The organism is Bilifractor porci (assembly GCF_009696005.1).
In the GTDB taxonomy this organism is placed as follows: Bacteria; Bacillota; Clostridia; order Lachnospirales; family Lachnospiraceae; genus Bilifractor; species Bilifractor porci.
The window spans coordinates 41,151-59,035 of record NZ_VUMV01000001.1; the positions used below are offsets into that span (position 1 = coordinate 41,151).

Consider the following 17,885-nt stretch of genomic DNA (forward strand, 5'->3'; position numbering starts at 1 on the left):
ACCGTGAAAATTGTTGTATGTATTAAACAGGTTCCGGATACTGCCGGTGGTGTTAAGTTCAAACCGGACGGTACGCTGGACAGAGGAGCAATGCTGGCTATCATGAATCCGGACGACAAGGCCGGACTGGAAGCCGCTTTAAGAATTAAGGATCAGAATGGCGCGGAGGTTACGGTTATTACTATGGGTCTGCCAAAGGCAGACGCAGTCCTCCGGGAAGCGCTGGCAATGGGCGCGGACAAGGGAATACTGATAACAGACCGTGTTCTGGGAGGCGCAGACACCTGGGCTACATCTCAGACGATCGCGGCAGGAATCCGCAATCTGGACTACGACCTGATTATTACCGGACGTCAGGCGATCGACGGAGATACCGCCCAGGTAGGCCCGCAGATCGCGGAGCATCTGGGAATTCCGGTTATTTCCTATGCGCAGGATATTAAAATTGAAGGTGACAGCGTCGTGGTACAGCGTCAGTTTGAGGATCGCTACCATGTACTGAAGGCAAAAATGCCCTGCCTGATCACAGCTCTTTCAGAGCTGAACGAGCCCCGCTACATGACACCGGGCGGAATCTGGGATGCCGTGGACGCGCAGATCACCGTCTGGGGCCGGAATGATCTGAAGGATCTGGATGACGCGAACATCGGTCTGAAGGGATCGCCGACAAAGATCGCAAAGGCTTCTGATAAGGTCCGCAAGGGTGAGGGAACCATGTTTAAGGATCTGGATCCGGACGCGGCGGCGGCATCTATTGCAGATGTCCTGTCAGAGAAACATATTATTTGACGGAGGCGATGAAAAATGAATTTGGAAGAATATAAGGGCGTATTTATTTATGCGCAGCAGGTTGATAACCAGATCAACAACATTGCCTTTGAACTTCTCGGAAAGGCAAGAGATCTCGCAAAGACACTCGACACGCAGGTGACTGCTGTCCTAGTAGGAAGCGGAATCCGGAATCTTGCCGATCAGCTGGCGGAATACGGAGCGGACCGTGTCATTGTCGTTGATGACCCGGAGCTGAAAGACTACAGGACCGAGCCTTACGCACACGCACTGTCGGAGGTAATCAATAAATTCAAACCGGAAATCATGCTGGTCGGCGCAACCGCCATCGGCCGGGATCTGGGTCCGACGGTTTCCGCGCGTGTGGGAACCGGACTTACCGCGGACTGCACCAGTCTGGATATCGGTGATTTTCCGCTGGTGGCAAGGCCGGGACATGAGGATGAGCAGAAACACAACCAGCTGCTGATGACACGTCCCGCGTTTGGAGGAAATACGATCGCAACGATTGCCTGCCCGGATAACCGTCCGCAGATGTCCACGGTTCGTCCCGGCGTTATGCAGGCCATTCAGCCGATCAAGGGGGCAAAGGCGGAAATTATTGATTTCAATCCGGGCTTTACCCCGAATAATAAATATGTAGAAATTGAGGATGTCGTAAAGGTAGTAAGCGAGACCGTAGATATTCAGAAAGCTAAAATTCTGGTTTCGGGCGGCCGCGGAGTCGGTTCCAAGGAGAATTTCAAGATTCTTCAGGATCTGGCGGATGCCCTGGGCGGAGAAGTTTCCAGCTCCCGTGCGGCAGTGGACAACGGCTGGATGCCGAAGGATATGCAGGTAGGACAGACCGGAAAAACCGTTCGTCCCCAGGTATATTTTGCCATCGGAATTTCCGGTGCCATTCAGCATGTTGCCGGCATGGAGGAATCCGACCTCATCATTGCCATTAACAAGGATGAGACCGCGCCGATCTTCAGCGTGGCGGATTACGGCATTGTGGGCGACCTGAACAAAATTGTTCCCAGGCTCACAGAGATGGTCAAGGCCAGAAAGAAAGCCCTGTAAACCGGTAATTTCCGGGGCATGCAGGAGCAGAAACAGAAGCACTGATATTGTCGCAGACAGAGGAATCTGCGTGGTGTAATCATATCAATATAACAACAGAAAAAGACAGTCCGTGGTTTTGTTCCGGGACTGTCTTTTTTCGTTTGCTGGAAAGTAAGAAATATTTTCGGGATATCGGAGAAAATTGATTCGTTCCTGTGTCAGAGAATGATATAGTAAGGGTAACGGAGGTATTTCAGGATGAAGAAAATACGGATTATCGCCACAGGCGGAACCATAGCCGGATCAGCAGATACTGCCTCGGAAACATCAGATTACCAGGCAGGAAGTCTTGGAATTAAGGAGATTATCCGCTCTGTCCCCGGCCTCTGTTCCTGTGCGGAGCTTTCCGCCGAGCAATTCTGCAATATCGACAGCAGGGATATGACAGAGGATATTCTTTTACGTCTTGCTAAAAGGGTGCATACACTTGTCGGACAGGACGATACGGACGGAATTGTTATTACTCACGGAACGGATACAATGGAGGAAACCGCTTTCTTTCTGCATCTTACCGTACCTGCCGGAAAACCGGTGGTTCTTACCGGCTCAATGCGGCCGGCAACCGCCCTCAGCGCGGATGGCCCCATGAATCTGCTCAACGCGGTGCGGACAGCCGCCTCTCCGGATGCGGAAGGAAGGGGTGTTCTTATCACGATGAATGGCAGCATCGAGGGAGCCGTGGATGCCACCAAGAAAAACACCACTTCTCTTGGTGCGTTCTGCTCGCCGAACAGAGGTTCTCTTGGAATGATCCGCGACGGAATCCCTGTTTTCTTTGCAGAGAGCTCTTCAGGGATTCCAGATGACCGGCAGATGATGCGGATGGGAACTGAATGTGAAGGAAAAAAACAAAAAAGAGATCCTGGGATGTTTTCTCTTGAGGGAATAAAAAGGCTCCCGACGGTGTATATTCTGTATGGAAATACCTGCGCGGACGGGGCTATGGTGCGGGCAGCCATCCGGGCAGGGGCAGAGGGAATTGTTTATGCCGGAACCGGCAACGGTTCTGTTCATCAGGAAGATGAGAAGGAACTGGTACGTGCGGCAGAAAGCGGGATTCCCGTCGTCATCAGCACCAGGACCGGAAGCGGCCCGGTAACGGCTCATGTGCGCACCAAATCACGATCCGGGATGATCTCATCCGGATTCCTGAACCCGCAAAAGGCACGCATTCTTCTGCAACTCTGCCTGACGGTGACAAAGGATCCGGAAACCATTGCCGGAGTATTCTCAAAATATTAAGCAACAGGCAGTTATCGTGCCGGGTCTTGCATCTTTCCGGCAGCACCCTTATAGTGTAGGTACAGGTAAATATTGCAGGTACAGACAAAAAAGCAGGATTCAGACTGCGGTATGGGGGTACGGTTATGATTGAAGTGAAATTTGAAATGGAAAAAAAGCGGGCTTCTGCATGGGACGGAGAGAAAATGGCGGGAACCTGTGAATTTCTGGTTCTTCCGTCCTTTTGGATTATCACACACACGGTGGTAGATCCGTCCTACGGCGGTCAGGGAATCGCCGGAAGGCTGGTGGACTGTGTCGTGCAGGCGGCTGCTACCATGAATAAAAAGATCAAGCCCTTCTGTTCCTATGCCAGAAGGATGTTTGATAAAAAACCGGAGTACCGTTCCGCGGAGGACAACAGTGTCATTACCGTGTTCGGCATGCCATCCTGTCCGGACTGTTCCTCTGTGGAGAGGCAGATTGAAGGAAATCCGTCCTTTCAGTTCGTGAACATCGGAGAACATATCCGCTTTCTGAAGGCATTTATGAAAATCCGCGATATGAGTCCGGTTTTTGATGATGCCAAAAAGAACAGTTTTGTGGGGATTCCCTGCTTTGTACTGGAGGATGGCATGATTACGCTGAACCCGGAGGACGTCGGGCTGGCGGCGGAGAAACCGGAACCGGCTCTGGGCGCCGCATGCAGGCTGGACGGCTCCGGCTGCTAGAGCAGCGAAATCAGCGCAGAAAAATTTAATTTGTGCAGCCGGGAAAACCGGCACAACGAATTACGGCACAGCTCTCGGAGAAGAAGGCTGTGCCGTTTTGCTGCTGTTCTATTTTTTGGAACTGTTGATATGAGTGATAATAGTAGGAGTACTCATATATCTGTTTACTCAGACAGAGACTGCAGATCTCTGTAGAAATCAGGGTAGGAGATGTTGACGCACTCCGCGTCCCGGATTTCAGTCTCTCCATCCGCGGCAAGAGCGGCTATGGCGAAAGACATGGCCAGCCGGTGATCCTTGTGGCTGTCAATCACGGCGCCGTGAAGAGGTTTTCCTTCTGCGGCGGGGGTGCCGCCGTAAAGGTTTCTTCTTCCGTGGATAACCATACCGTCCTCCGTGGGATCTACGCTGATTCCCATGGCCTCCAGATTTTCCGCGATCAGGGCAAGCCGGTCAGATTCCTTGTAACGAAGTTCCTGCGCGTCCCGTATGACGGTGTCTCCTTCAGCCGTGGCCGCCAGGACAGCGATAATCGGAAGTTCATCAATCAGTATGGGAATCAAACTCCCTTCGATCACGGTTCCGTGCAGCCTGCTGTAACGCACTTCCAGATCGGCGGTGGGTTCTCCCGCGTCTGAGAGCAGTCGGCGGTAGGTCACGCTGCCCCCCATGTCCTGTATGACACGCAGGATGCCATCCCTGGTTGGATTGGTTCCGACATGCTTCAGAAGGACCTCGGAATCCGGCACCATCAGACCCGCGCAGAGAAAATAGGCGGCGGAGGAAATATCACCGGGTACCGTAAGTTTTCTTCCGTGAAGAACCGGCTCCGGTGTAATTGTGGCAGTCGTGCCTTCCGAAGTTACCTCTGCGCCAAATCCGCGGAGCATCAGTTCGGTGTGGTTCCGGGAGAGGGCGGGTTCGGTCACACTGGTCTTTCCCTCTGCATACATGCCTGCCAGAAGAACGCAGGATTTTACCTGTGCCGAGGCAACCGGAGACTGGTAGCAGATGCCTTTCAGATGCGAGGGGGATATCTGCAGGGGGACACAGCCGTTCTCGTTTTCACTGCGGATTTCCGCCCCCATTTCCGAAAGAGGAAGAATAATGCGGTTCATAGGCCGCTTTTGGATGGATTCATCTCCGGTCAGCGAGGAAGAAAACTTCTGGCCGGCCAGTATTCCGGAAATCAGACGCGTTGTGGTGCCGCTGTTTCCGCAGTCGAGAACGGAATCCGGAGCAGAAAGACCGTGCAGTCCCCGGCCGTGTACCAGCACATGGGTATTATTTTCTGTTAATTCAATTTGGATTCCCATTTTGCGGAAGCACTCGATTGTGGAAAGACAGTCCGCTCCCGGAAGAAAATGGGAGATTTCCGTATCGCCTTCCGCCAAGGATCCGATCATAACCGCACGGTGGGAAATGGATTTATCGCCGGGCACGTTTATGGTACCGTGCAGCGGCTTTGATGCAGGCGTAAAAATCATGACAGTATTCCAGCTTTCTGTTTTATGAATTGTTGCAAAATGGGTACAAAACGGATTGTGGGAGCGAAAAGCGCGGAACAATCCGTACTTATATTTTAACAGCCCAATCCTGTGATCTTCTGGATAGTTTTATCACGAAAGTACCAGAAGAAGAGATATCTACATAGTCTTTCGGATAATATAATTTCTTTTCCGCAGTATCTCCGCCGAGCGGTTTCTGGAGTCCTCGTCATAATATTCAATCCGCAGAACCCCTTCTTCAAATTCCCGGTTATGGATCACGCCGATGTTTTTAATGCTGATCTGATTCATGGCAAGGAGCGTGGTGATGGTGGCAATACCGCCCGGCTCGTCCAGAATATCCACATACAGCAGGAACTGACGGGTGACAGACCCCTTTCTGGTATCGTCCATGGAATCCCTGTAATCCCGTGAGGAGGTAAACATCTCATTCAGAGCCTTTCCGTCTCCGGCCGCGACAAGCTCTCTGGCATGCTTCATAAAGTCCAGATAGGAATCCAGCACTTTCAGGATACAGTTCCGGTTAGACAGACAGATCTGTTCCCACATGACGGGAGAGGAGGAGGCAATGCGGGTAATATCCCGAAAACCGCCTGCTGCCACCAGCTTCATCCGCTCTTCCGGGTCGTCCAGATTTTTAATGGTGTTTACCAGGCCGGACGCAACCAGATGGGGAAGATGGCTGACACCTGCCACAAGGAAATCATGCTCTTCCGGTTTCAGAACCAGCGGCAGGGCATGAATGTCTGTCACCAGATGCCGGAGTTTTTGGATATCTTCCGGAGCATTTTTTTCTGTCGTAGTCAGAAAATACCAGGCATTTTCCAGAATATAGGCACGTGAGCTGGAAAATCCGGTTTTTTCCGAGCCGGCCATGGGATGCCCGCCGATAAACTGCCTGGAAAGTCCCGCTTTTTCCGCGGCTTCCTGCATCTCGCCCTTGACGCTTCCCACATCGGAAATCAGGCAGGAAGATTTTACCGTTTTTTTCAAAAAAGGAAGATACGAGATATTTGTCTGCACCGGGGCACAAAGAAAAACCAGGTCACATTCGGAAAAGCGGGGATCATTCTGTTCCCATGCCTCGTCAATTACTCCTTCGGAGAGAGCTTCATCCAGTGTAGCCCTTGTGTGCGAGTATGCCGTCAGGCGGATTTCCGGGTGGAATTTTCGGATTGCCCTGGCCAGAGATCCGCCGATCAGCCCCAGCCCGATAAAGCCTATGCACTCCATACTCATATCATCCTTTCCTGCTTTGTTTCCTAAACTCAATTCCTTACTTTATAGGAAAAAGGACGTTATTTCAACCTCTGTCCAGCAGAAAAGTAGAAGAAAAGCAAGTCTGAAAAACAAAGATTCTCAAGATTTTGCTTTTGTGCTACAATCGGAATCAGCTTAAAGAGGAGTATGTGTATGCTCGAACGAATTAATCAGCCAAATGATATAAAAAAAATACCTGTTGACCAGCTTCCCCTGCTGGCGGAGGATATCCGCCGTTTCCTGATCGACAGCATCAGCAAGACCGGAGGACACCTGGCATCGAACCTGGGCGCAGTGGAACTTACCATGGCGTTGCATTATGTCTACGATCTTCCGGAGGATAAGATTATCTGGGATGTAGGGCATCAGTGCTATACCCATAAAATCCTGACCGGAAGGAAGGATGATTTTGCCACCCTGCGGGAAGAGGGGGGAATCAGCGGCTTCCCCAGAAGAGCGGAAAGTCCCTGCGATACCTTTGACGGGGGACACAGCTCTACGTCTCTCTCCGCGGGACTGGGCTATGTAAAGGCCAGGGATCTGCTGGGCAGGAAATACCACGTGGTTTCCGTGATCGGGGACGGGGCGCTTACCGGCGGGATGGCTTATGAGGCGATCAATAACGCGGCCAATCTGAAATCCAATTTTACCATTGTCCTGAACGACAATGCCATGTCCATTTCCAAAAATGTCGGAGGGATTTCCGAGTATCTCAGCACCATCCGGACTTCTCCCAAATATACGGGACTGAAGGATTCGGTTCTGGATCAGCTGGAAAAAATTCCGGAGCTGGGAGACCACATGGTCGAGAGAATCCGGAGGACGAAGAGCAGCCTGAAGCATCTGGTGATTCCCGGCATGTTTTTTGAGGATATGGGGGTTATGTACCTTGGTCCGGTTGACGGCCACAATATCCGTAACCTGATACGGGTGCTCTCCGAGGCCAAGCGCTACAAGGGAACGGTGCTGGTCCATGTCATTACCGAGAAGGGAAAGGGATATCAGCCTGCTGTCAGTCATCCGGACAAGTATCACGGAACTGGTGCTTTTGATGTCGGAAGCGGAATGGCGCTGAAGCACAGCAGGACGACTTATACCGACGTTTTTGCCGCGAGTGTCAGAAAGCTTGGCACCCTTCATCACAATCTGGTGGGAATTACCGCTGCCATGGGAGAGGGAACCGGGCTGGAGTCCTTTGAACAGGCTTTTCCGGAGCGCTTCTTTGATGTGGGAATTGCGGAGGAACACGCGGTGACGTTTGCGGCCGGTCTGGCGCTGGGAGGCATGATTCCGGTCTTTGCCGTCTACTCGGCCTTTCTTCAGAGGGCTTATGACCAGATTATGGACGATGTCTGCATGCAAAGGCTGCACGTGATTTTTGCCATAGACCGGGCCGGCTTTGTCGGCGCGGACGGAAGGACGCATAACGGCGTATATGATCTTTCCTACCTGACCATGATTCCGGGCATGACGGTGCTTGCGCCCAAAAATGCCTGGGAGCTGGAGGATATGTTCGATTTCGCCGTCCGCTTCCACGGCCCCGTTGCGATCCGCTATCCCAGAGGACAGGCCTACATCGGGCTGAAGGAAGAGCGGGAACCCATCCGGTACGGAAAAGCGGAACTGATCCACAGAGGAAAGGGAGCCGCCATTCTGGCGATCGGCTCCATGGTGGAATTTGCCGCCGATGTTTCAGAGAGGCTGATTGGGTACGGGATTGATGCCACGGTAGTAAATCTGCGGTTTGCCAGCCCGCTGGACTATGACCTGATCCGTGAGCTGGCAGATGGTCACTCTCTTTTCCTGACGGTGGAGGAGAACTGCAGAAAGGGCGGCATCGGGGAACAGATTCTGGATTTCACGGAAAAAGAGAAGCTTCCCGTCCATGTGGAGATCGCCGCGGTTCCGGACCGCTTTATTCCGCATGCAACGGTGGAGAGCCAGCGGAGGATGGCAGGACTGGATGTGGAGACCCTTACGGACAGGATTCTGCGGTGGATGAAACCGGATCATGTGCCGGAAGGCTGAGAAAGAAAAAAACAGTGAGGATATTTCGGGAGGTGCTGTGTCCGGGAAGCAGAAATGCCGTCGGACGCAGCAAATTTTTTTGCCCTGAAAAAAGGAAACGCTCCTTTGGGCGCAGTAAGAGTATAATTAGAAGATGTCTTATGACCTTGCGACCTGACGGAAAGGAGGCTGCCGCTTGACCATTCGGGAGAGTATTGAGCTGGAAGAGAGAAAGCACCTGAGTCCTTACGCCGCTCACAGCGCGGATACGAAGGGGCGTCTGCAGCCGGTGGAGCCTCATGCTGTCCGCACGGATTACATGCGGGACAGGGACAGAATTCTGCACTCCAAGGCTTTTCGCAGGCTGAAGGAAAAAACCCAGGTCTTTCTTCTTCCCAGGGGAGATCACTACCGCACCCGCATGATGCACACGCTTGAGGTTTCCCAGATTGCCAGGACCGTGGCCAAGGCCCTGCGTCTGAACGAGGATCTGGTGGAGGCGATCGCCCTCGGACATGACCTGGGGCATACCCCGTTCGGGCATGCGGGGGAGCGTGCGCTGAACAAGCTCTCGCCCGGCGGATTCCAGCACAACCGGCAGAGCCTCCGGGTTGTGGACTGCCTGGAAAATGACGGCCGGGGGATGAACCTGACCTGGGAGACAAGAAACGGTATCCTGAATCATCAGATGAGTACCAGCCCTGCGACACTGGAGGGAAAGGTTGTCCGTCTGTGCGACAAGATCGCCTATATTCATCACGATACAGATGACGCGCAGCGCGCCGGTATTCTCACAGAGGATGACATTCCGATTACACTCCGCACCACGTTGGGCTATACTTCCAAGGAACGGCTGAATACCCTGGTGCTGGATCTGATTCACAACAGCATGGACAGGAACGACATCCGGATGTCCGACCGGGTTTTTCAGGCTATGATGACCTTCCGGCGGCTGATGTACGCAGACGTCTACACGAATCCGGTGGCCAAATCCGAGGAGGTCAAGGTGGAGCGCATTATTTCCGCCCTGTACGGGTATCTTACGGATCACCCGGAGGCTCTTTCGGAGGAATACCGGATCATGCTGCAGAAGGGTGAGCCGCAGGAGAGAGTTGTATGCGATTATATTTCCGGCATGACAGATCAGTTCTGCATCCGGAAATTTGAAGAGTTTTTTGTTCCCCGTTCATGGGATGTTTTCTGAGGTAGCTGATGCGGTATTCGGATGATCTGATTGAAGAAATACGTTCCGCAAATGATATTGTGGACGTCATATCCCAATATGTCAGGCTGCAGCGCCGCGGCGCGAACTATTTCGGTCTCTGTCCTTTCCATAATGAAAAATCCCCCTCCTTCTCCGTCAGCCCTTCCAAACAGATGTACTACTGCTTCGGATGCGGAGAGGGCGGAAACGTCATCACTTTTCTGATGAAATACGAGAATGAGACTTTTCAGGAGGCCTTAAAAAAGCTGGCCGACCGGGCAGGCATCCGCCTTCCGGAACCGGAGCTGTCCGGGGAGGCAAGGGCGGAGTCGGACCGGAAGGGAAAGCTACTGGAAATCAACAAGCTTGCCGCGGAATATTTCTACCGGAAGCTGCGTACACCTGCCGGGAAGAATGCCATGGATTACCTGAAAAAGCGCGGTCTTTCCGACGAGATTATCCGTTCCTTCGGGCTGGGCTACTCCGACCGTTACAGTGACGATCTGTACCGTTTCATGAAAAAACGGGGTTACGCGGATGAGCTTCTGAAGGATTCCGGGCTTTTTCATTTTGACGAGCGGCACGGGTTCGGAGACAAGTTCTGGAATCGGGTGATGTTTCCCATCATGGATGTGAACCGGAGGGTGATCGGCTTCGGCGGCAGGGTCATGGGAGAGGGAAAACCCAAGTACCTGAACTCCCCGGAAACCGTCATTTTTGACAAGAGCAGGAATTTATACGGGCTCTATGCGGCAAAGAGAGCCGGTAAAAAAAATATGATTATCTGCGAGGGCTATATGGATGTCATTTCCATGCATCAGGCGGGGTATACCAATTCGGTGGCCTCGCTGGGAACCGCCCTTACCTCCCAGCAGTGCGCACTGCTTCACCGCTACACCGGGGATGTCCTGGTGATCTATGATATGGACGAGGCCGGCGTAAAGGCGGCTCTCCGTGCCATTCCCATGCTGCGTAACGCGGGGCTGCGGACGAAGGTGGTGAATCTCCGGCCCCATAAGGATCCGGACGAATTTATCAAGGCGGAGGGCGGAGAGGCCTTCGAGAAGCGTCTGGAGGAAGCGGAAAACAGCTTTTTGTTTACGGTGCGCATGAGTGAGCGGGATTATGACATGGACGATCCGCAGGGAAGAACGGATTTTCTTCATCATACAGCCTCCATGCTCGCGGAGATCGAGGATGAGCTGGAACGGACGTCGTATCTGGAGACGGTGGCCGGAAAATACGGCACAGAACCGGAGCTTCTGCGCAGGGAGGTAGGAAGAGCGTCCCTGCGGGGAACCGGCAGGCAGATGATCCGGGTTCCCAAGGCGCCGCCCGGAAGAAAGACCGTTTCCAGGGACAGCGCGGAGGACCAGACCCAGAAGCTGATGCTTACCTGGCTGACTTCCCGGCCGGAGCTGATTCCGGGACTGAAGGGGTATCTCGGTCCCGAAGATTTTACCGATCCGCTCTACCGGGAGGTGGCGGAGATGATCTGGCAGCAGGCAGAACACGGGCAGATCAGCCCGGCCAGTGTGATCAATCATTTTCAGGACGGGGACACCCAGTCCAGGGCGGCTTCGCTGTTTCACACCAATCTGCAGCTGGACAAGGACGGAAACATACGGCAGGCGTTTGCCGATTTGTTTTTCCGTATGAAGACGGCCAGCCTGGAGGCAAAAGAAAAAGCACTGGACCAGACGGATCTCTCCGGTCTGCAGAAAATTATTGAAGAACGGCGGAGCCTGGAGCGGCTTCGGACAGAAGGGCTGCCGGACAGCCTGATTACCCCGAAAAAAGATGGATAAGGAGAACAAAATGGAAGCAGACAACAAAAAGCTACTGGAAAAAACCAAAAGCCTGATTGAAGTGGCGAAGAAGAAGAAGAACGCCCTGGAATATCAGGAAATCCAGGATTATTTCCGTGACATGAATCTGTCAGAGAAACAGCTGGATGCCGTGGTTCAGTATCTGGAGGAGCATGACATTGACGTTCTCCGCATTACCGAGTCCGCCGCGGACGAGGATGAGGACGACGCCCTCCTGATGAATGATGAACCGGATTTAGACGACGAGGAAGAGGTGGATATGGAAAATATCGACCTCTCCGTCCCCGAAGGAATCAGCATCGAGGATCCGGTCCGGATGTACCTGAAGGAAATCGGAAAAGTTCCCCTGCTTACCGCGGAGGAAGAAATTGAGCTTGCCAAGCGGATGGAGCAGGGAGACGAGGAGGCGAAAAAGCGTCTGGCGGAGGCAAACCTCCGTCTGGTTGTATCCATCGCCAAGCGTTATGTGGGAAGAGGCATGCTGTTTCTGGATCTGATCCAGGAGGGCAATCTCGGCTTGATCAAAGCGGTGGAAAAGTTTGATTACCGGAAGGGGTATAAGTTTTCCACCTACGCCACCTGGTGGATCCGCCAGGCGATTACCAGGGCTATCGCGGACCAGGCAAGAACCATCCGTATTCCGGTCCATATGGTGGAAACCATCAACAAGGAGATCCGGGTATCCAGACAGCTCCTTCAGGAGCTCGGACGCGAGCCCACACCGGAGGAAATTGCGGAGGAGATGAATATTTCCGTAGACAGGGTGCGTGAAATCCTGAAGATTTCCCAGGAACCGGTTTCTCTGGAAACTCCGATCGGCGAGGAAGAAGACAGTCATCTGGGCGACTTCATCCAGGATGACAACGTGCCCGCGCCTGCGGACGCCGCGGCCAACACCATGCTGAAGGAGCAGCTGGAGGAGGTGCTGGGGACACTGACAGAGAGGGAGCAGAAGGTCCTGCGGCTCCGCTTCGGTCTGGATGACGGAAGAGCCAGAACGCTGGAAGAGGTCGGCAAGGAATTCAATGTAACCAGGGAGCGTATCCGCCAGATTGAGGCGAAAGCCCTGCGGAAACTCCGCCATCCGAGCCGCAGCAGAAAACTGAAGGATTACCTGGATTGACGGTGCAGTTATCCGGCCGTCTTCAGGCGATTGCGGATCTGGTCACGTGCCGCGCGGTTCTGGCGGATGTCGGCACCGACCACGCGCATCTGCCTGTCTGGCTCTGTGAAACAGGAAAAATAAAAAGCGCCATCGCCATGGATGTCCGGAAGGGACCGCTTCTGCGGGCGGAAACGAGTGTCCGTCTGGCGGGTCTGGAGGACAGGATCCAGCTCCGCCTCTCGGACGGGCTGGAACAGCTGCGGGCAGGGGAAGCGGACAGTATTGTCATTGCGGGGATGGGCGGAATTCTGATCCGGACCATTCTGCAGAAGTGTCCGGACAGAGCTGCTTCCGCAAAGGAGCTGATCCTGGGCCCCCAGTCCGATCCGGACCAGGTGCGCAGACAGGCACAGAACCTGCATTTCCGGATAGACAGAGAGGATTTTATCAGGGAAGACGGCAAGTATTACCCGCTGATTCACCTGATACCGGGGGAAGAAGAAGCTGCATACGCAGAAGAAGAGCTATTCTTCGGACCCTGCCTGCTCCGGGACAGAAATCCGGTGCTGAAGGAGTATCTGCTCCGGCGGATGCGGACGACCGGACAGATTCTGGAAGGGCTGAAAAAACACAGTACAGAATCCTCCCGCCGCAGGGCGGAGGAACTGGGAAAGGAGAAGCGGCTGCTGGAGGCCGCGCTGAACCGTTATGAGATGTGAAGAAATTGTTGACAGGCTGGAAGAGGATTATCCACTGGAGTGCGCGGAGGAATGGGATAATCCGGGGCTTCAGGTGGGACGGAGAAACCGCGTGGTAAAAAAGATTTTTGTCTCCCTGGACGCAGACGAGTCATCCATACGCCAGGCCGTGGAGTGGGGAGCGGATATGCTGGTCACCCATCACCCGCTGCTGTTCCGCAGCATCAACCGGGTGACAGATGATACGGTGAACGGCAGAAGAATACTGGCCCTTGTCGAAAATGACATCAGCTGCTACGCTCTGCACACAAACTTTGATGTACTGGGCATGGCCCGCCTGAACCGGAAAATTCTGCAGCTGCAGAATACCCGTGTGCTGGATGTCACCCGTGAAAATGACGGCGTTCTGGAAGGAATCGGCAGGATCGGGGATCTGCCGAAGCCCATGACGCTGCGCGAGACAGCAAATTTTGTGCGTCAGCAGTTCGGACTGGAGGCAGTCCGGTGCTACGGGCTGGAACAGGATGAGGGCAGAGGCAGCGAGGAGAGAATTCTTGTGACGAAGGTGGCCGTCTGCGGCGGTTCCGGCAAAAGTGTGGTGGAAAAAGCGATCCAGGAGGGAGCCCAGGTGCTTGTTACCGGAGATATTGATTATCATACGGGGATTGACGCCATGGCGCAGGGACTGTTTATCATTGACGCCGGTCACTACGGGACGGAATACTGTTTCATTGATTTTATGACAAGAAAGCTGAAAGCTCTGTTTCCGGACTGCGAGGTAAAAGGCGCCAAACTCATTCAGCCGTTCCGGCTGGTGGGAGATGTCTATCCGGACGAGGATTAAGGCGGACGGGCAGAGCTGATTGTTCAAAGAGATCGGATGGTGACTGGATATGAGCGAAAAAATGTACCGGGTCCAGGCGGGAACCGTGACAAAAGAATATCCCGCGGGAACCCCATATGGAGAGATCGTCAGGGAGATTCCGACGGAAAACGGGCTGCCGGTCCTGCTGGTTATGGCAAATGGGCAGCTGCGGGAGCTGCATAAAAGGCTGAAGGAGGACTGTACGCTTTCGCCGGTTACCGTTGCGGACAGAATCGGGCAGGACACCTACCGGAGGAGTCTGAACCTTCTTTTCCTGAAGGCTGTCTACGATGTAACGGGGAAGGACATCCACCGCCACGCGGTCCTGCTGTTTTCCAACGGCAACGGCTACTATTACCGGCTTCCGGGAACGGAGGTGACGCCGGAGCTTGCGGATGCGGTAAAGAAAAGAATGCGGGAGCTTGCGGATTTAAAGCTTCCCATCCGGAAGGAAACCGTTTCCCTGGGCAAAGCCAGAAAATTCTTCCGTGATTCAGACATGCGGGAGAAGGACCGGCTGTTCCGCTACCGCCGCTCCTCCAATGTAAACCTGTACTTGCTGGAGGATTACAAGAATTATTTTTACGGCTATATGGTGTGGAACACCGGATACCTGAGCGTTTTTGACGTCACGACCTATGAAAACGGCCTGGTGCTTGTCCTGCCGGAGTTTTCGCGGCCGCAGGCCCTCTGTCCGTTTACGCCTTCTCCCAAGCTGTTCCAGGTGCAGAAGCAGGCGGAGGACTGGGGAAGGCAGATGGGAATCCGCGGCGTTGCGGATCTGAACGAAACGATCTGCCGCGGCGAGATGGGACATAAAATGCTGGTGGCCGAAGCACTGCAGGAGAGCTCCATTGCCAGGATTGCAGAGCAGATCTGTGCCAGGGACAAGGTAAAATTTGTCCTGATTGCCGGACCGTCCTCATCCGGAAAGACTACCTTCTCCCGAAGGCTTTCCATCCAGCTGACTGCGCACGGAAAGAGGCCGCACCCGCTCAGCCTGGACAATTTTTACAGAAACCGCTCGGAATGCCCCAGGGATGAGGAGGGAAATTATGATTTCGAGTGTCTGGAAGCCCTGGATCTTCCGCTGATCCGGCAGACGCTGGAGAGGCTGATCGAGGGACAGGAGGTTCCTCTTCCCAGATTTGACTTTATCACCGGCGAGAGAAAATACCCCGGAGATAAGCTGAAGCTGCAGGACGGGGATATCCTGGTTCTGGAGGGGATTCACGGGCTGAACGCAAAGCTGAGTGATTTCCTGCCGGATGAGGCAAAATTCCTGATTTATATCAGCGCGCTGACACAGCTGAATGTGGATGAGCACAACCATATCTCCACCACGGACGGGCGGCTGCTGCGGAGGATTGTGAGAGATTACCGGACCAGGGGAACCTCCGCGCAGGAATCCATCCGCATGTGGCCCTCGGTGCGCAGAGGGGAGAATAACTATATTTTCCCGCACCAGGAAAATGCGGACGCAATTTTTAATTCAGCCTTGATTTATGAATTTTCTATATTAAAATTATACGCAGAACCGCTGCTGTTCCATATTCCGGAGAATGCGCCGGAATATCCGGAGGCAAACCGCCTTCTGAAATTCCTGGATTATTTCCTCGGCTATCCTTCCGGGGATGTTCCGGAAAACTCCATTCTCAGGGAGTTTATCGGCGGTTCCTGTTTTGATGTCTGAGAAATAAAGAAACCTTTTTCTTATCAGCAGAGTATACGATCGCGGCCGGCAGGACCGAAAGAGGCCGGCTGAGGAAAGTCCGGGCTTCGCAGGGCAGGATGCCGGATAACGTCCGGCGGAGGTGACTCCAGGGAAAGTGCAGCAGAAATATACCGCTGTGCCATCACAGTAAGGGTGAAAAGGCAGTGTAAGAGACTACCGGCATTCTGGTAACAGGATGCGCCATGTAAACCCCATCCGAAGCAAGACCGAAACGAAGACTATGTGGCTGCCCGTCACGTCTTCAGGTGGGTCGCTTGAGCCTGCCGGCAACGGCAGGACACAGACAGATGATCGTACAAGACATAACCCGGCTTATCGCTCTGCTGATTTTTTTGCGCCCGCATACAGGAGTCCGTAAAAGCAATGCCCGTCATCAGGGCGTGGACGGCTCCGGAACGGCGGGCAGAGGAGTATGTATCATGCAGAAAATTACACTGGCATCGGCTTCTCCCAGAAGGAAGGAGCTGCTTATCCTGGCCGGCTTTTCTCCGGAGGTGGTTCCTTCGTCTGTGGAGGAAAAGATCACCGGAGCGGATCCTTCTAAGGCCGCAGAAGGCCTTTCCCGGATCAAGTGCCTGGATGTCGCGGAGAAAAAGAAAAGCGCTGCCGGAAGATCTGTTGTCCTGGGCTCCGATACCATTGTTGTCCTGGATGACAGGATATTGGGCAAGCCGAAGGACCGGGAGAACGCCTGCCGGATGCTCCGCCGGCTGCAGGGAAGAAAGCATCAGGTGATTACCGGGGTGACAATCGCTCTTGTGGAGGACGGTTCCATCCGGGAAACCGATACCTTTTCCAGCCGCACGGATGTCTGGGTCGCGTCGATGTCGGAGGAGGAAATACGTGCCTACGTGGAAACCGGCGATCCTCTGGATAAAGCCGGGGCATACGGGATCCAGGGGCCGTTTGCCAGATTTGTCGAAAAAATTGAAGGAGATTATTACACTGTTGTCGGACTTCCGGTTGCCGCAGTTTATAGGCACCTGAAGCGTTTTTTGTAAAAGGGGGCTTTTATGAGGGAATTCTGGAACTATCTGACAGAACAGTTCCGCAGGCTGCGGGTGATGAGCTTCTGCTTTGCGGTCATCCTGCTTCTTCTGGGCATTTTTCTGGTTATCCGGCCCGGTGCGGCCATCCGGTTTATCTGCTTTCTGATCGGTCTGTGCCTTCTGGCCTACGGCATTTTTCTTACGGTCAATTATTTTGCGGAGCTTCGGAGCCGGAATGTGCAGAATCCGCTTCCCTACCGGATTATTCTCGGCGTCATCCTGATTGTCATCGGACTTCTGATTATTTTTCATCCGGAAGGGATTATTTCTTTTGCCAGTGTTCTTCTGGCCGTTATTCTGTTTGCCTTTGCCGTTGACAGCTTTTTTGAAACAAGCCTGTTCCGGAGTTATCAGGACGGGCGCTGGTGGGTACAGCTGATCAGCGCGGTCATCACCACGGTTCTCGGACTGGTTCTTGTTTTCGCGCCGATTGAAAGCGCGGAAATGGTGATGCGCATCGCCGGGATCGCCATGATTTATACGGCGGTTTCCATGATCATCTCCAATGTGCGGCTTGCCGGGTATGCGGACAGGGCAGGTAAGGATAAAAGCGGACGCCAGTCCTTCTGGGAGGACGATCCGGATATCATTGACGGCGAGGCAAGGGATGTTACGGACGACGGCCAGAAGGACAGCGACGCGTCCGATTCTGATCCGCAGATTCTGGAGGGAGAAGTCGTAGAGGAAGACGATGACAGGTATTAAAGGAGAAGAATTGAGGAAGTTTCAAAAAAACGGTGCAATTTGTGTCATCCTTCGGGGTCAAAAGGCCCTGTG

General features: G+C 53.6%; 15 protein-coding genes and 1 other RNA gene. 14 read left to right on the forward strand and 2 right to left on the reverse strand.

What is annotated here, in order from left to right; genetic code table 11:
- Positions 1-3 precede the first annotated feature (3 nt).
- The 4 genes from FYJ60_RS00170 to FYJ60_RS00185 all read left to right on the forward strand — a co-directional run bounded on the left by FYJ60_RS00170 (position 4) and on the right by FYJ60_RS00185 (position 3,848).
- Positions 4-789, forward strand: a complete 786-nt coding sequence (locus tag FYJ60_RS00170) for an electron transfer flavoprotein subunit beta/FixA family protein (RefSeq protein WP_330579057.1) — start codon at positions 4-6, stop codon at positions 787-789.
- A 15-nt stretch (positions 790-804) separates the two neighbouring features.
- Complete coding sequence (locus FYJ60_RS00175) at positions 805-1,854, forward strand: electron transfer flavoprotein subunit alpha/FixB family protein (RefSeq protein ID WP_154456575.1); 1,050 nt, start codon at positions 805-807, stop codon at positions 1,852-1,854.
- Positions 1,855-2,094: 240 nt separating this feature from the next.
- Positions 2,095-3,138: an asparaginase gene (locus tag FYJ60_RS00180; protein ID WP_154456576.1), complete on the forward strand. Its 1,044-nt coding sequence runs from the start codon at positions 2,095-2,097 to the stop codon at positions 3,136-3,138.
- 125 nt (positions 3,139-3,263) lie between these two features.
- Positions 3,264-3,848: a GNAT family N-acetyltransferase gene (locus FYJ60_RS00185; RefSeq protein ID WP_154456577.1), complete on the forward strand. Its 585-nt coding sequence runs from the start codon at positions 3,264-3,266 to the stop codon at positions 3,846-3,848.
- A 164-nt stretch (positions 3,849-4,012) separates the two neighbouring features.
- Here the strand turns inward: FYJ60_RS00185 and aroA are convergent, their stop codons facing one another.
- Together aroA and FYJ60_RS00195 are read right to left on the reverse strand one after the other, a co-directional pair.
- Positions 4,013-5,335: a 3-phosphoshikimate 1-carboxyvinyltransferase gene (aroA, locus tag FYJ60_RS00190; protein WP_154456578.1), complete on the reverse strand. Its 1,323-nt coding sequence runs from the start codon at positions 5,333-5,335 to the stop codon at positions 4,013-4,015.
- A 159-nt stretch (positions 5,336-5,494) separates the two neighbouring features.
- Entirely contained in the window at positions 5,495-6,595 is a 1,101-nt protein-coding gene (locus FYJ60_RS00195; protein ID WP_330579058.1) for a prephenate dehydrogenase, read from the reverse strand.
- A gap of 174 nt (positions 6,596-6,769) precedes the next feature.
- Between FYJ60_RS00195 and dxs the strand changes: the two genes are divergently transcribed.
- The 10 genes from dxs (at position 6,770) to FYJ60_RS00245 (ending at position 17,813) form a co-directional block, all read left to right on the forward strand.
- Positions 6,770-8,644 (forward strand): 1-deoxy-D-xylulose-5-phosphate synthase, encoded by a 1,875-nt coding sequence (dxs, locus tag FYJ60_RS00200; protein WP_154456579.1) that lies wholly within the window; start codon positions 6,770-6,772, stop codon positions 8,642-8,644.
- A gap of 175 nt (positions 8,645-8,819) precedes the next feature.
- Positions 8,820-9,827, forward strand: coding sequence for a deoxyguanosinetriphosphate triphosphohydrolase (locus tag FYJ60_RS00205; RefSeq protein WP_154456580.1), 1,008 nt, complete (start codon positions 8,820-8,822; stop codon positions 9,825-9,827).
- 8 nt (positions 9,828-9,835) lie between these two features.
- Complete coding sequence (gene dnaG, locus FYJ60_RS00210) at positions 9,836-11,635, forward strand: DNA primase (protein ID WP_154456581.1); 1,800 nt, start codon at positions 9,836-9,838, stop codon at positions 11,633-11,635.
- A gap of 10 nt (positions 11,636-11,645) precedes the next feature.
- Positions 11,646-12,779: an RNA polymerase sigma factor RpoD gene (rpoD, locus tag FYJ60_RS00215; RefSeq protein WP_154456582.1), complete on the forward strand. Its 1,134-nt coding sequence runs from the start codon at positions 11,646-11,648 to the stop codon at positions 12,777-12,779.
- Positions 12,780-12,781: 2 nt separating this feature from the next.
- A complete protein-coding gene (locus FYJ60_RS00220) occupies positions 12,782-13,480 on the forward strand; it encodes a tRNA (adenine(22)-N(1))-methyltransferase (protein ID WP_330579084.1) in 699 nt (232 codons plus the stop codon).
- Entirely contained in the window at positions 13,470-14,303 is an 834-nt protein-coding gene (locus tag FYJ60_RS00225; RefSeq protein WP_154456584.1) for a Nif3-like dinuclear metal center hexameric protein, read from the forward strand. Before FYJ60_RS00220 ends, FYJ60_RS00225 begins: the two co-directional genes overlap by 11 nt.
- Before the next feature lie 49 nt (positions 14,304-14,352).
- Positions 14,353-16,017 (forward strand): nucleoside kinase, encoded by a 1,665-nt coding sequence (locus FYJ60_RS00230; protein ID WP_154456585.1) that lies wholly within the window; start codon positions 14,353-14,355, stop codon positions 16,015-16,017.
- 23 nt (positions 16,018-16,040) lie between these two features.
- An RNA gene (rnpB, locus tag FYJ60_RS00235) (RNase P RNA component class A) lies at positions 16,041-16,390 on the forward strand.
- 88 nt (positions 16,391-16,478) lie between these two features.
- Positions 16,479-17,060, forward strand: coding sequence for a Maf family protein (locus FYJ60_RS00240; protein WP_154456586.1), 582 nt, complete (start codon positions 16,479-16,481; stop codon positions 17,058-17,060).
- 12 nt (positions 17,061-17,072) lie between these two features.
- On the forward strand, positions 17,073-17,813 hold the full coding sequence (locus FYJ60_RS00245) for an HdeD family acid-resistance protein (protein WP_154456587.1): 741 nt from the start codon (positions 17,073-17,075) through the stop codon (positions 17,811-17,813).
- The last annotated feature ends 72 nt before the right edge of the window (positions 17,814-17,885 follow it).